11 protein-coding genes are annotated in these 13,659 nt (G+C 51.3%); 2 read left to right on the top strand and 9 right to left on the bottom strand.

Going from position 1 to position 13,659, the window contains the following annotated elements:
* Positions 1 to 84: 84 nt before the first annotated feature.
* From INT22_RS04125 to INT22_RS04100, 6 genes are all read right to left on the bottom strand, one after another.
* Positions 85 to 861: an ABC transporter permease gene (locus tag INT22_RS04125; RefSeq protein ID WP_319022025.1), complete on the bottom strand. Its 777-nt coding sequence runs from the start codon at positions 859 to 861 to the stop codon at positions 85 to 87.
* Positions 851 to 1,816: an ABC transporter ATP-binding protein gene (locus INT22_RS04120; protein ID WP_193059790.1), complete on the bottom strand. Its 966-nt coding sequence runs from the start codon at positions 1,814 to 1,816 to the stop codon at positions 851 to 853. Before INT22_RS04120 ends, INT22_RS04125 begins: the two co-directional genes overlap by 11 nt.
* Positions 1,813 to 3,006, bottom strand: a complete 1,194-nt coding sequence (locus INT22_RS04115) for an ABC transporter permease (RefSeq protein WP_193059789.1) — start codon at positions 3,004 to 3,006, stop codon at positions 1,813 to 1,815. The genes INT22_RS04120 and INT22_RS04115 overlap by 4 nt, the downstream gene beginning before the upstream one ends.
* Positions 3,007 to 3,009: 3 nt before the next feature.
* The gene (gene osmF, locus INT22_RS04110; protein WP_193059788.1) at positions 3,010 to 3,918 is read right to left on the bottom strand and encodes a glycine betaine ABC transporter substrate-binding protein OsmF; all 909 of its coding nucleotides are present in this window, start codon (positions 3,916 to 3,918) and stop codon (positions 3,010 to 3,012) included.
* 150 nt (positions 3,919 to 4,068) lie between these two features.
* A complete protein-coding gene (cysS, locus tag INT22_RS04105) occupies positions 4,069 to 5,460 on the bottom strand; it encodes a cysteine--tRNA ligase (RefSeq protein ID WP_193059787.1) in 1,392 nt (463 codons plus the stop codon).
* 11 nt (positions 5,461 to 5,471) lie between these two features.
* Entirely contained in the window at positions 5,472 to 7,151 is a 1,680-nt protein-coding gene (locus INT22_RS04100; RefSeq protein ID WP_038483956.1) for a glutamine--tRNA ligase/YqeY domain fusion protein, read from the bottom strand.
* A 156-nt stretch (positions 7,152 to 7,307) separates the two neighbouring features.
* On the opposite strand from INT22_RS04100, the gene INT22_RS04095 reads away from it, so the two are divergent.
* A complete protein-coding gene (locus INT22_RS04095) occupies positions 7,308 to 7,808 on the top strand; it encodes a peptidylprolyl isomerase (protein ID WP_038483952.1) in 501 nt (166 codons plus the stop codon).
* 13 nt (positions 7,809 to 7,821) lie between these two features.
* Complete coding sequence (locus tag INT22_RS04090; RefSeq protein ID WP_193059786.1) at positions 7,822 to 8,592, top strand: UDP-2,3-diacylglucosamine diphosphatase; 771 nt, start codon at positions 7,822 to 7,824, stop codon at positions 8,590 to 8,592.
* A gap of 90 nt (positions 8,593 to 8,682) precedes the next feature.
* Here the strand turns inward: INT22_RS04090 and INT22_RS04085 are convergent, their stop codons facing one another.
* The 3 genes from INT22_RS04085 to lon form a co-directional block, all read right to left on the bottom strand.
* Positions 8,683 to 10,500: a SurA N-terminal domain-containing protein gene (locus INT22_RS04085; RefSeq protein ID WP_193059785.1), complete on the bottom strand. Its 1,818-nt coding sequence runs from the start codon at positions 10,498 to 10,500 to the stop codon at positions 8,683 to 8,685.
* A gap of 111 nt (positions 10,501 to 10,611) precedes the next feature.
* On the bottom strand, positions 10,612 to 10,884 hold the full coding sequence (locus INT22_RS04080; protein ID WP_009724302.1) for an HU family DNA-binding protein: 273 nt from the start codon (positions 10,882 to 10,884) through the stop codon (positions 10,612 to 10,614).
* Positions 10,885 to 11,078: 194 nt separating this feature from the next.
* The gene (gene lon / locus INT22_RS04075; RefSeq protein ID WP_038483943.1) at positions 11,079 to 13,508 is read right to left on the bottom strand and encodes an endopeptidase La; all 2,430 of its coding nucleotides are present in this window, start codon (positions 13,506 to 13,508) and stop codon (positions 11,079 to 11,081) included.
* Between the last annotated feature and the right edge of the window lie 151 nt (positions 13,509 to 13,659).

Raw genomic sequence — 13,659 nt, 5'->3', positions numbered from 1 at the left:
AGGTCAAGCTTGTCGAGGTTAGTGTCACCTCGATCAACGCAACACAAGGACAGTAACGCAGTCTGCTACTTTTAGGGATACAACTTAAGACGCAGATAGACGAGTGCGCAGCTGTTGTTGCAACGCATCAAATAGACTATCGACGGTCAACGCGAGTAACGCGATCAACAGCGCACCTTGTAAAACATACGCCATATTGCCATTCACGATACCTGCTATGATCGGGTCGCCTAAGTTACTGGCGCCTACCGTTGCCCCTATAGCCGCTGTGGCAATATTAATGGTTACCGATGTTCGGATACCGGCCAGAATTACTGGTGTGGCTAATGGAAGCTCAACGCGAGTTAATACCTGCCAAGGGGTCATCCCCATGGCAAACGCCGCCTGTTTAAGACTCGCATCTACATCCTGCAGCCCGGCAAGCGTGTTTCGCACAATCGGCAATAAGCCATAGAGCATTAGCGCCACGATAATCGGCAATGTTCCAAAACCCAATACAGGAACCGCCAGGGCAAGCACTGCCACAGGAGGAAATGTCTGACCCAGTGAAGCCAACTGCCCGACAAGGGGTAAGAAGTCTCGTCCCCATTGGCGAGTGACTGCGATGCCGGCCAATACGCCTAGACATATCGTAATGACAGCTGCGATTCCAACAACAAACACGTGCCTTGCCAGCAGAGAAGCAAAATCAGCGCGGGCATAAATCACCTGACGGGCGTCGGGCTCCAGCCAACGAAATACAGGCTCTAACGCCGAGATACCCAATACCCCTATCAGCAGCAAGAGTGCCCAACCAATAGGCCATAGCCAGCGCGGGCCGACTGCAATTGATGATTCACCCCGGTTACGATCACGCGTCACGGTGACTTACCCTGTCTAACTGGGCCTCTTTGACCACTTTGCGCAGCGATAACTCACCAATCGGCATATCATGCTGGTCGACAACCGTCAGCCTATCGCAGTGGTCACGCAGCATCATTGAAAGCGCTTGGCGCAGTGAAAACTCCCCCGGAATACGCGACTGGGCAGGCAGTGTCTGCCCAAGCGATGACATGTGATCTTTGACGCGTGTTAAGGCAGCCTGCTTTAAACCACGCTCCAACCCTCCCAATAGCGACTCAACAAACGGTTCGGCGGGGGCTTGAAGCAGCGCTAGCGGTGACCCCTGCTGCACAATACGCCCTTCGCGCATAACGACTAAATGATCTGCCAGTTTGAGCGCTTCATCCATATCGTGAGTCACGAACACCACGGTTTTATGCAGCCGCGCTTGAAGCTTTGCCAGCTCGTCCTGAAGCTTTTCCCGAGTAATCGGGTCTAGCGCTCCAAAAGGCTCATCCATCAGCAAAATATCAGGATCTGCCGCCAATGCGCGCGCAACGCCTACCCGCTGCGCCTGGCCGCCAGAGAGCTGGTGAGGATACTTATGGGCAAACTCTTCCGTGGGAAGGCCTAATAGACGCATTAACTCTTCGACGCGTGCTTTAACATCAGCGGCAGGCCATTTTAGCAAACGCGGTACCAGCCCAATGTTGTGCGCTACCGTCCAATGGGGAAACAGGCCAGTACTCTGGATCGCATAGCCGATACGGCGGCGAAGCTTAACCGGGTCATAGTGGCCTATTGCCTGTCCGTCGATGATAATGTCGCCGCTACTATGCTCAATCAAACGATTTATCATACGTAGCGTCGTTGATTTTCCGCAGCCTGACGACCCTACCAGCGCACAGAACTTTCCTTTCGCGACGTGTAAGGATATGTCGTCTACCGCTGTGTCTTCGCCAAAGTGCTTCGACACATGGGAAAGCTCTATCATTTATGTCCTCCGGGGCGAAGCGCGTCGGCTAACGCCCCCAAACTAGCATCTACAATAAGTGCCAAGACTAAAATAGGCAGCGCGCCAAGCAACACCATGTCCATAGCCGCTTGGCCCAACCCCTGAAAAATGAACGTGCCAAGCCCACCCGCCCCAATCAACGCAGCAACGGCCGTTAATCCAATCGCTTGAACAGCGGTGATTCGCACGCCTTCTAATAGTATTGGCAGCGCCAAAGGAAATCTTACCTGCCAGAAGCGCTGATACGGACGCATACCCATCGCCTTAGCAGCATCTAAGGTTTCAGGGTCGACTTCATCAAGCGCAATATAAGTATTGCGCACCATGGGTAACAGGCTATAGGCAATGAGCGCCATCAATGCGGGGGTGGCGCCGATACCGCTAACCCCCAACTGGGCTAAAACAGGTACGTTAGCAGCTAGCCAAGCAAGCGGAGCCAGCAGTAGACCAAACAGAGCCAAGCTCGGAATCGTTTGCAGGAAGTTCAGCCATGCAAACGCTATTCGTTGTAGACGTTGGTAACGTCGCATTAGCATAGCGAGCACTAAACCAACTACGATACTAACGCTCACCGCTATGCCGACCAGTACCACATGTTGCAGCATGGCACGATAAAATTGCTGGTCGCGCGCTTGAAACTCCTGAACAAGGGCTAAATTTTCAAGCCATAAGGCGGCACAAAGCAGCCACGCTCCCCCCACGCTGCAGAGCAATAGGGTGGTCCATAAGCGCGACAACCCCAAACGTAAACGCACTTCCACTAGGCACAATAAAAGTAAAAAAAGCACGACCCAATAGGCAGCACCAATACCTAAACGCGCTTGCGGCAGAGTGGGATCAATCAGCCAGTGGCCTGCTACCATAAGCCCGAATGGCATCAATAAGAGTGTCAGGGTAATGATACAGAGCTGAGCATAGCTATGAAGACGGCTTGGCTTAATAGCCAAGCCGCCCATAGCGATAAATAGCAAGGAAACAAGCAGCGCACCGGGCCACCCAATCGCATGTACTAAGCCATAAGATGTACCCGCTACAATTCTATTAGGCGCGACGCTAACAAGACCCAGTAGCCAAGAGGCTCCTAACATAGCGGCACTTAAACATATCAGTACTGAGTTTAAATGCCCATATTGACGGGGTGGCAATGGCAAGGCGTCTATCTGCGACATTCATTAGTCATCCAGGCTATCAAGATAGTCGCTTGCGACTTGATCAGGAGAGAAACCATTCACCGCTACATCAGCGTTCAGCGTTTGCAACGTCACAAGGTCAAGCGTTGCAAATACGTCGTTGAGTAGCGTCTCAATTTCAGGGTAGGCATCCAGCACTTCGGCACGCACCACTGGCGACGGCTGATATACCGGCTGAACCCCCTTAATATCTTCTAAAACAACCAGTCCCAGCGCACTTAAACCACCATCGGTGCCATAGGTCATGGCACCATTAACACCGCTTGTTTGTTGGGCAGCGGCTCGCATAGTAGCCGCCGTATTACCACCGGACAGTACAAGCAGTTGATCATCGCCAAGTTCAAAACCATAAGCATCCTGAAATGCAGGCAATGCCTGAGCGGACTCTACAAATTCTGCACTCGCTGCGAATTTAAACTCGCCGCCTTCGTTAACATAGTCGGCAAGGTCATCAAGGGTCGTTAAGCCGTTGGCCGTCGCCACGTCTTCACGAATACTCATGGCCCAGGTGTTATTAGCGCTAGCAGGCTTCAGCCATATTAGCCCCTGCGCCGCATCGCGCTCTTTAACAGTCTGGTAGGCATCCTCTGCACTATTCCAGACAGGGCTGTCAGTCATATCAAAGAAAAAAGCGCCGTTACCGGTATATTCGGGATAAAGGTTGATTTCTCCCGCTTCAAGCGCACTACGCACAACGCTGGTGCCACCTAGCTGTAGGCGATCTTCTGTAGGCACACCGCCACGCTCTAGCGTTTGAATAATCAGCTCACCCAGCACGGACCCTTCTGTGTCGATTTTGGAGGACACGACAACAGGGTCGCTGGCGTAAGCAGTCGAAAAAGTAATGGCTGATAAGCAAGCGACGATGGTCGGTTTTAGAGTAAAGCGCATAGTGGTCATCCTATTATTTAGCGTCTTGAAGGTATCATCTCAGTATAAGAGCCAACGACATTGACGTCAGACGCCATATCAACGGCGCCTGACATTTACAACGTTTCTATTCAATGCCCTCACTGTCATCACGCTCAACATCGATAACGCTTAAGGCGCTTCAATCACCCAGGTTGTTCCCTCACGGGAATCCTTCAGGATAATACCCAAACTCGCTAGTTCATCTCGAATAGCATCTGCCTGAGCAAAATCTTTATTGGCTTTTGCTTCTTTACGCTGTGCTATTTTGGCCTCAATCTCAGTCTCACTCAGCGCTACCTGCTGCTGATTACCTTTCAAAAAAGTCTGAGGATCTTGCTGCAAAAGCCCTAGCACACCCGCTAGACGTGTTAATTCCGATGCTAAACGCTGCGCTTTTTCTGGCGACTCGCTCTTAGCGCGATTGAGATCCCGCGCCAGATCGAATAATACCGCTAACGCCTCAGGCGAATTGAAGTCGTCATCCATCGCCGTGGTGAAACGCTCAGCATAGCCTGCCTCGTCACCGTCACCGCTAGATGACACTTCCACACCCTCTAATGCTGTGTAAAAGCGCGTCAGCGATTTGCGAGCCTCATGGAGAGAGTCTACCGAGTAGTTAATTGGGCTACGGTAGTGGCTAGCCACTAGCAAGAAACGCACGACTTCCGGATCATGCTCTGCCAACACATCGCGGATGGTAAAAAAGTTACCCAACGATTTTGACATCTTTTCCTGGTTAACCCGCACGGCCCCGGCATGCATCCAGGTGTTGACGTAGGTTTTACCAGTCGCCGCCTCTGATTGGGCAATTTCGTTTTCATGATGAGGAAACGTAAGGTCAGGACCACCACCATGAATATCGAAGGTGTCGCCTAAGCAGCACGTCGACATTGCTGAGCACTCAATGTGCCATCCTGGGCGGCCATTGCCCCAAGGAGAGTGCCAGTGTGCTTCGCCCGGTTTAGCGGCTTTCCAAAGCACAAAATCAAGCGGGTCCTCTTTATGAACATCAACCTCAATCCGAGCACCAGAACGCATATCATCAAGTTGACGATTATTTAGCTTGCCGTAATCAGCGAACTTGCGTACCCGGTAATACACATCCCCATTGGCAGCAGCATAAGCAAAGTCTTTCTTAATCAGCGTCTCAATCATGGCAACAATGTCATCGATATGACCTGTCGCCCGAGGCTCATGGCTTGGGGGCAATACACCAAGACGTGCTTCGTCTTCGTGCATTGCCTGAATCATGCGCTCGGTGAGTGTGCTAATCGATTCGTTATTCTCTTCGGCACGCTTGAGAATTTTATCGTCAATGTCGGTGATGTTACGGACATAAGTAACATCATAACCGCGATAACGCAGGTAGCGGGTTATCACATCGAAGGCCACCATGACCCGCGCGTGGCCAAGGTGACAGTAGTCATACACCGTCATGCCGCAGACATACATGCTGACTTTACCCGCCACCAGCGGGGTAAACGGTTCTTTGCGGCGTGTCAGCGTATTATAAATGTGCATATGACGATTCCTTAGCCCTTCTGTTTGATTTTCGCCCAGCTATCTTTCAACCCAACGGTACGATTAAACACCAACTGCCCTGGCTTGGAAGCATGACGGTCAGCGCAGAAATAGCCCACCCGCTCAAACTGGAAACGATCTTCTGGAACAGCATCCGCCAAACTGGGCTCGCCAATGGCGTGGCACACCGCCAAGGAGTCGGGGTTCAGGTGTTCGAGGAAGTCGACATCTTTGTCACGATCCGGCTGTTCAACCGTGAACAAATTGTCATACAAGCGCACTTCCATCGGTACACCATGGGCGGCACTCACCCAGTGAATCACGCCTTTCACCTTGCGGCCTTCAGGGTTTTTACCTAGCGTATCGAAATCCACCGAACAGTGCAGTTCCGTCACGTCACCGGCTTCGTTCTTAACAACGTCATCACAACGAATCACGTAGCTGTTACGCAGGCGGACTTCTTTGCCGGGCGCTAAACGGAAAAACTTTTTGGGCGCGTCTTCCATGAAGTCGTCTTGGTCAATATACAGCTCGCGACTAAACGGCACCTTACGCACCGCCATATCTTCTCGCGCGGGGTGCCCAGGCACGTCATACACTTCTTCATGGTCTTCAGGAACGTTGGTCAGTACCACCTTAAGGGGTTTCAATACGCACATTGCCCGCGGCGCATTGTCCTCAAGATCAGAGCGAATCGCATGCGTTAGCATGGCAATATCCACCAAACCTCCATCGGCGCGCGTAACACCAATCATCTCACAGAACTTGCGAATGGATGCCGGCGTATAGCCGCGACGACGCATACCTGAAATAGTTGGCATACGCGGGTCGTCCCAGCCATCAACAATCTGCTCGTCAACCAGCAGTTTCAGCTTGCGCTTCGAAGTGAGGGTGTAATCCAAATTAAGTCGAGCAAACTCGATTTGGCGCGGCTTGGCGGGAACCGGCAAGTTATTCAAAAACCACTCGTAAAGCGGGCGATGGTCTTCAAACTCTAGCGTACAGATTGAATGGGTAATGCCTTCGATGGCGTCAGACTGACCATGGGTAAAATCGTACGACGGGTAGATTTTCCACTTGTCACCTGTTTGATGGTGGCTGGCATGGCGAATACGGTAAAGGATCGGGTCGCGAAGATTGATATTGGGCGACGCCATATCAATTTTTGCACGCAGTACTTTTTCGCCTTCGCCAAACTCGCCGTTACGCATGCGTTCCAGCAAATCTAGGCTTTCGTCAACGCTGCGCTCGCGGTAAGGACTTGGCTTACCCGGTGCCGTGAGTGTGCCACGGTATTCGCGAATTTCATCTGGCGAAAGATCATCAACGTAAGCTTTGCCCTCGCGAATAAGATGTTGTGCCCACGCATAAAGCTGGTCGAAATAATCAGAAGCAAAGCGAACTGGGCCTGCCCAGTTAAAGCCTAACCAGCTGACGTCCTCTTTGATAGCGTCGATATACGCCTGTTCTTCCTTCGCGGGGTTGGTGTCGTCAAAGCGCAGATGACACTCACCACCTAGCTGCTCTGCCAACCCGAAGTTTAAACAGATCGACTTTGCATGACCGATATGTAAAAAGCCATTAGGTTCGGGAGGAAAGCGCGTCACGATTTTGGTGACCTGGCCGCCCTCTATTTCGTCGCGTACTTGGTTGCGAATGAAGTTCGGCGCTGGGGTGGTCTCGTTGGTCATGGTGGTGTTGATAACCTCATGGTGGATGGCGGGCTAGGCAACCAATGCCTAAGCTATTAGGGTTTGCGCTTCGCGGTGCCAAGCAAAACCGCTATTATAACGTGACGCCGATGCACAGCGCCAAGGCGAACGCCTTTATTGAACAGGAATTTATCTATGATCGTATTACAGACCAACCACGGTGACATCACTATTGCGCTTAATCATGAAAAAGCGCCAAAAACTGCCGCTAATTTTGAGCAATATGTCCGCGATGGTTTTTATGATGGCACTTTGTTTCACCGTGTTATCGATGGCTTTATGGTTCAGGGCGGTGGCTTCGATCAAGATTTTAACCAAAAGCCAACGCGTGATCCGATCGAGAACGAAGCCGACAATGGTTTACAAAACACGGTTGGCACACTGGCAATGGCACGCACTCAAGACCCTCACTCTGCCACAGCGCAGTTCTTTATCAACGTTGGTAACAATAGTTTCTTGAATCATAGTGGTAAAAGTCTTCAAGGCTGGGGATACGCAGTGTTTGGCGAGGTTGTCGACGGCATGGACGTGGTAGACGCCATCCGCGGTGTAAGCACCACACGTCGTGGTATGCATGCTGACGTGCCCGCAGACGATGTCATCATTGAGCGCGCCTATGTAAAAGAAGCCGACTAATTACGGGAGTTCTATGCGCACTCTGCTGATAGCTGATATGCATCTAAGCAGTGATACCCCTGAGATTAATCAGGGGTTTTATCATTACTTAGAGCACACCGCTACTGGGGCTGACGCCCTGTATATTCTAGGCGACCTGTTTGACGCCTGGATCGGAGATGATCTCCTTGACACACCACATCCTCTTAGCGACATTGCCTGGGAAGTGATCAGACGGTTACGCAAATTAAGCAGCAACGGAACTGCGATTTATTTCCTGCACGGCAATCGCGACTTTCTGATTGGCGAGCGCTTTATCAGTGAGTGCCAAGCCTCTCTGCTACCCGAAAGCCAAACGGTGGAACTCCAAGGAGTGCCTGTCGTTATTCTACATGGCGACAGTCTTTGCACTAAAGATGATGCTTACATGGCGTTCCGCCAACAGTCCAGAGATCCTCAGTGGCAAACGCAAATCCTATCCTTACCCCTTGATCAGCGACTGGAGCTTGCCAAGAGTCTGCGTATGCAGTCGGGCGATGCCAACGCGAGTAAAGCGGAAGCGATCATGGACGTGACACACGAAGAAGTGGTGGCGCTGATGGCGTACTCTGGTGTCACCACCATGATTCATGGTCACACACACCGGCCAAAGGTACATGACCTGACGGTTGAGGAGGTACCTGCAAAACGTTTTGTTCTTGGTGACTGGGATGTTCACCATGGCTGGGACATTGTCGTTGAACGCACGGCAGAGCATGACGCCATGCCTATTCTGCGTCAATTCACCTTAGCCAACCCACCCTAATACTTAACGTTGCACATCAGCAAAAAACCATCAAAAAAGCCGGCCAAATCAATTTTTGGCCGGCTTTTTGGGTTAATAAAAACGCGTTAATTAACGCTCAATCTTCGCGTCACTACGCAGATCGTCTACCAAGCCCTGAATGATAGACTGGGCGCGGAGTTGTTCAGCCATTTGAGCTACAAAAGAAGTAAGCTGCTCGTCAACTTCGCCTACGGATACGCTATCCAACGCTATGATGGCAACGCCTTCCGGAAGTGACACAGAACGGTAAACGCTATCACCCTCCTGCGGACGCGGCATACGAAACACCTGTTGCACTACCGCCTGGGGAAGCACAGTGTCAGACTGGCGCGATATATTGCTAGCCTCAAGCCAATCAATGTTGCTGGCCTCGCCCGCTTCCACCGCCTCGATCATACGAGCCGCTTCTTGCTCAAGTGCTTCTTGGCGTTGTTGAGCAACAACAGCGTTAGCGACTTCGTCACGCACATCGTCTAGCGTGAGTTGAGTCGTTTCGCGATGCTCCGCAACACGCAGCACAAGGCGACGATCATCATCCAGCTCGATCACTTCGCTGTTATAGCCTTCTTCTAGCACATCAGCACTAAAGGCCTCATCTAGCACCCCCGGCTCTGAAAGCACGCCCTCACCTTCACCGCGTGCTAACCAGTCAGTCTGGTTTAGCGTTAGACCGAGGTCATCCGCTACGCTTTGCAGATCATCGGCAGCAAAACTCTCATCAATTAAGCGCTGAACTTGCTGATTGAACTCATCATTGACTTCACGCAGAGCAACATCTTGCTGAAGTGCCTCACGCTGCTCTTCAAAGGCGGGTGCTACCAGCTCGGTTACCTGAAGGATATGAAATGCACCATCCATTTCCACCAGTTGAGATGTTTCACCTTCATCGAGAGCAAAAGCAGCTTCATCAAAGGCATCACCAAAGAAACCACGACTAATAACCCCTAAGTCGCCGCCTTCCTCAGCACTCGCCGTATCATCTGAATAACGCAGTGCCGTATCGGCGAAAGTTTCACCGCTGTTCAAGGCTTCTAAAGCCTCATTAGCGTGTGCTTGCGCTTCTTGGCGACTGCGCTCTTCGCCAAACGTCACCATAATATGAGAGACACGTCGATCGGCATTGCGATTCTGCTCACGCCACGCATCGCGCAAGCTCTGCTCGTTAACCTCAACGTTTTCCGCCATCGCTTGACGGTCAACTAACACATACTCAACGCGCACCTGCTCAGGACGCTCGAAACGTGCCTGGTTTGCATCGAAATATTCCTGCATTTGCGCTTCAGTAACATTCGCCTCTACGCTTACATCATCGGCATCTAATAAAACATAGCGAAAACTGCGCTGCTGGCGCTGCAATTCAGCTAAGCGTTCCTGCTCGCTTTCCAAGCTAAAGTCGCTAAACGCAAGGCCTTGCTGCAAGTGCTGGCGCTTGATATCGGCACGCAGCTCTTCACGAAACGCCACTGGGGTATATCCTGCACCAGCAAGACGGTTGCGGAATATTTCAGCCGAGAACCGACCATCTTGATCATGAAACTCTGGCAGACCAACAATCATTTGGTCTAGTTGGGCATCGGAGACGAACACACCACCGTCTTCAGCATATTGTGTTAGCAGTTGCTGAGTTATCAACTGGTCAAGGACATCATTACGAAGCGCCCGCTCTTGCTCTGGTGGCACCTGTCCAGAGCGAAGCGCACGTTGTACCTCAAGCTCAACCTGCTGACGCATGATTGGTTCGCCGTTAACGCTCGCCACTTCATTAGGGTCATCGCCAAAGACACTAAACAGCGACTCCACGCCAAAAAGCGCCATGGCAGCCACCATGACACCGATAATTATTTTGGCACCCCAGCTTCTGGAGCCATCTCGAATACTTTGCAGCATGCTAGCCTCAGATCATCACAGCTATCTATCGCCCTAACTATCGGGCCAGAAAAAAACATGGGCGCATCGCGAATGCGATGCGCCCATTAGCTTACAGCAAACGCGAGCCAATTAGTTGACGGCGTCTTTCAGCGCTTTACCGGCTTTGAAGCTGGGGACTTTCGCAGCGCTAATTTCAATCGGCTGGCCGGTCTGCGGATTACGACCAGTACGAGCGGCACGCTCTTTAATTGCGAAAGTACCAAAACCTACCAGTGAAACACTTTCGCCTTTTTTGAGGCTATCGGTGACAGACTCCACCATGGCATCCAATGCGCGGGTTGCCGCTGCTTTAGGAATATCAGCAGACGCGGCAATAGCTTCAATCAGCTCGGACTTATTCACACTTCACCCCTTAACTGTTTCAAAAAAATGGCTCTGAACGGCACTGCCACCGTTAGATACAACTTCAAAGCGTAGCTGTGTTTTATAGCAATGCCTTGAAACCCCTGTCAAGCGACAGTGCCGAGAAATGCCCGCAACTCAAGGTCTTGGGCAAAACTATTAAGTAATGTTAAAACTCAATGGAGTATTAACGCTTAATGGGTACTCGTTACGACGGTTGAATTAAAAGCCGGATCAGAACCTTTCAACGAGACGCTCTCGTCAATTGGATCGTTATGTAGCGCTACGGCCAGTACTTCATCTATCCACTGTACGGGACGGATATCAAGTGCCCCTTTAATATTTTCTGGCACTTCCTTGAGGTCTCGACGATTTTCCTCAGGAATTAAGACCGTCTTTATACCACCGCGACGGGCTGCCAGCAATTTCTCCTTTAACCCCCCAATGGGCATCACTTCGCCACGTAGGTTCACTTCGCCTGTCATGGCCACATCACAACGCACAGGGCGTTGAGTATAGGCAGAGACAATCGCGGTTACCATGGCAATGCCTGCACTTGGGCCATCTTTAGGCGTAGCACCTTCCGGAACGTGAATGTGCAAGTCTTCATTCTCAAACCGTTGCGGATCAATACCATACTCTTTTGCACGCGCCTTAACGACCGTTTGCGCCGCACTCACCGACTCTTTCATAACATCGCCCAGCGAGCCGGTTTTGTTGATACGTCCTTTGCCGGGCGTAACAACAGATTCGATATTCAGCAATTCGCCGCCAACCGATGTCCACGCTAGCCCTGTCACACGACCAACTTGATCTTCCTGCTCAGCCAACCCGTAGCTATAACGGCGCACGCCGGCATAGGCTTCAATATCTTCAGCTGCCAGTACTTGTTGAGCCTGCAGATGGCTACCCTGCTTACCACTCGCTGCCTGCTCGGCTTCTAAACGCTCGCGCAACACCTTACGGCAGACTTTGGCGATCTGACGCTCCAGCTCTCGCACCCCAGCTTCACGGGTGTAATAACGCACTAGTTCTAGCAGAGCATCATCATTGAGCGCCAGCTCTTCTGTTTTGAGGCCATTCGCTTCTTGCTGCTTCGGCAACAAATAGCGCCTAGCGATCGCTAGCTTTTCATCTTCGGTGTAACCCGGCAAACGAATGATTTCCATACGATCCAACAGCGGACCAGGAATATTCATTGAGTTAGCAGTACAGATAAATAGCGTTTCTGACAGATCGTAGTCCAACTCAAGGTAGTGATCACTAAAGCTATTATTTTGCTCAGGATCAAGCACCTCTAGCAGCGCTGATGCAGGGTCACCGCGGTGATCCATACCGAGTTTATCGACTTCATCCAATAAAAACAGTGGGTTCTTAACGCCAGCACGGCTCATCCGCTGCATTAACTTACCCGGCAACGAGCCAATGTAGGTGCGGCGATGACCGCGAATTTCAGATTCGTCACGTACGCCACCTAACGCCAGGCGAACATATTTACGATTCGTGGCCCGTGCGATAGATTGACCAAGAGAGGTTTTACCCACACCTGGTGGGCCCACCAAGCATAATACAGGCCCTTTCATCTTACGCACGCGCTTCTGTACTGCAAGATATTCAAGGATGCGTGCTTTGACTTCTTCTAAGCCGTAATGATCCTGATCCAGCACTTCTTGCGCTTTCACTAAGTCGTGCTTGACGCGGGTACGCTTCTTCCAAGGGACGGCTATTAGCCAGTCTAGGTAAGAGCGAACCACGGTAGCTTCGGCCGAGTTAGCAGCCATCATTTTCAGCTTACTAAGCTCTTGAGTAGCCTTTTCTGCCGCTTCTTTGGGCATTCCAGATGAAGCGATGGCTTGCTCGTATTTTTCGGCCTCATTTGGCACATTATCCAGCTCACCCATCTCTTTCTGGATGGCCTTCATCTGCTCATTGAGGTAATACTCGCGCTGGGTCTTTTCCATCTGCTCTTTCACACGTGAGCGGATGCGCTTTTCAACCTGCAGCAAATCAATTTCGGACTCAATCAGCGCCATTAAATGCTCAATGCGATCACGCACGCGATCCATTTCGAGCAACTCTTGCTTGTCGCCTATTTTTAATGACAAGTGCGCACAGATGGTATCGACCAACCGGCTCGGATCCTCAATTCCAGAAAGCGAATTGAGCACCTCGTTAGGCACTTTTTTGGACAGTTTGACGTATTGCTCAAATTGGTTGAGCAGCACACGTACCAGTGCTTCTTGTTCACGACTGGTTAGCGGCTCACTCTCGCGAGGCACCAAGTAAGCTTGGGTGTAGCCCGTTTCGTGCTCTTCAATATCAATAACATCAGCGCGAAAATTACCTTCAATCAGCACTTTTACAGTGCCATCAGGCAATTTTAGCAGTTGCATGATATCGGCCACGGTGCCCATGGCATAAAGATCAGCGTTATCGGGCTCATCCTGGGAGGCCTCACGCTGAGCCACCAGCAGCACACGTTTGTCGGCCTCCATCGCCGCTTCCAACGCTTGGATGGACTTCTCACGACCAACAAAAAGTGGAATAACCATTTGCGGGTACACAACCACGTCCCGCAAAGGCAACAGGGGTAGACATTGTGTCTGATCGGCGTTCTGCTGCATCGCAGACGTTCCTCAAAATCGGATGAGTACTTGAAAGGGTACTTAGCCAAGTACCTCACAGTATGAAAAGCATGGCGCTAGGGCGCTGAGCAGCTAGGCAAACATTTCATGAATAACTTATGAATAACAAGGGGTCGCCTAGGCGACCCCT

Source organism: Halomonas sp. 3D7M, from assembly GCF_014897885.1.
Taxonomy (GTDB): Bacteria; Pseudomonadota; Gammaproteobacteria; order Pseudomonadales; family Halomonadaceae; genus Vreelandella.
The sequence above is the reverse complement of the archived record's forward strand: the minus strand, read 5'-3'. Positions and strand labels throughout refer to the sequence as shown.

Bases quoted from the DNA above. Each gene is read 5' to 3' on its own strand.
- INT22_RS04120 (WP_193059790.1), bottom strand. From the start codon at position 1,816: ATGATAGAGCTTTCCCATGTGTCGAAGCACTTTGGCGAAGACACAGCG.
- INT22_RS04115 (WP_193059789.1), bottom strand. From the start codon at position 3,006: ATGTCGCAGATAGACGCCTTGCCATTGCCACCCCGTCAATATGGGCAT.
- osmF (WP_193059788.1), bottom strand. From the start codon at position 3,918: ATGCGCTTTACTCTAAAACCGACCATCGTCGCTTGCTTATCAGCCATT.
- cysS (WP_193059787.1), bottom strand. From the start codon at position 5,460: ATGCACATTTATAATACGCTGACACGCCGCAAAGAACCGTTTACCCCG.
- INT22_RS04100 (WP_038483956.1), bottom strand. From the start codon at position 7,151: ATGACCAACGAGACCACCCCAGCGCCGAACTTCATTCGCAACCAAGTA.
- INT22_RS04095 (WP_038483952.1), top strand. From the start codon at position 7,308: ATGATCGTATTACAGACCAACCACGGTGACATCACTATTGCGCTTAAT.
- INT22_RS04090 (WP_193059786.1), top strand. From the start codon at position 7,822: ATGCGCACTCTGCTGATAGCTGATATGCATCTAAGCAGTGATACCCCT.
- INT22_RS04085 (WP_193059785.1), bottom strand. From the start codon at position 10,500: ATGCTGCAAAGTATTCGAGATGGCTCCAGAAGCTGGGGTGCCAAAATA.
- lon (WP_038483943.1), bottom strand. From the start codon at position 13,508: ATGCAGCAGAACGCCGATCAGACACAATGTCTACCCCTGTTGCCTTTG.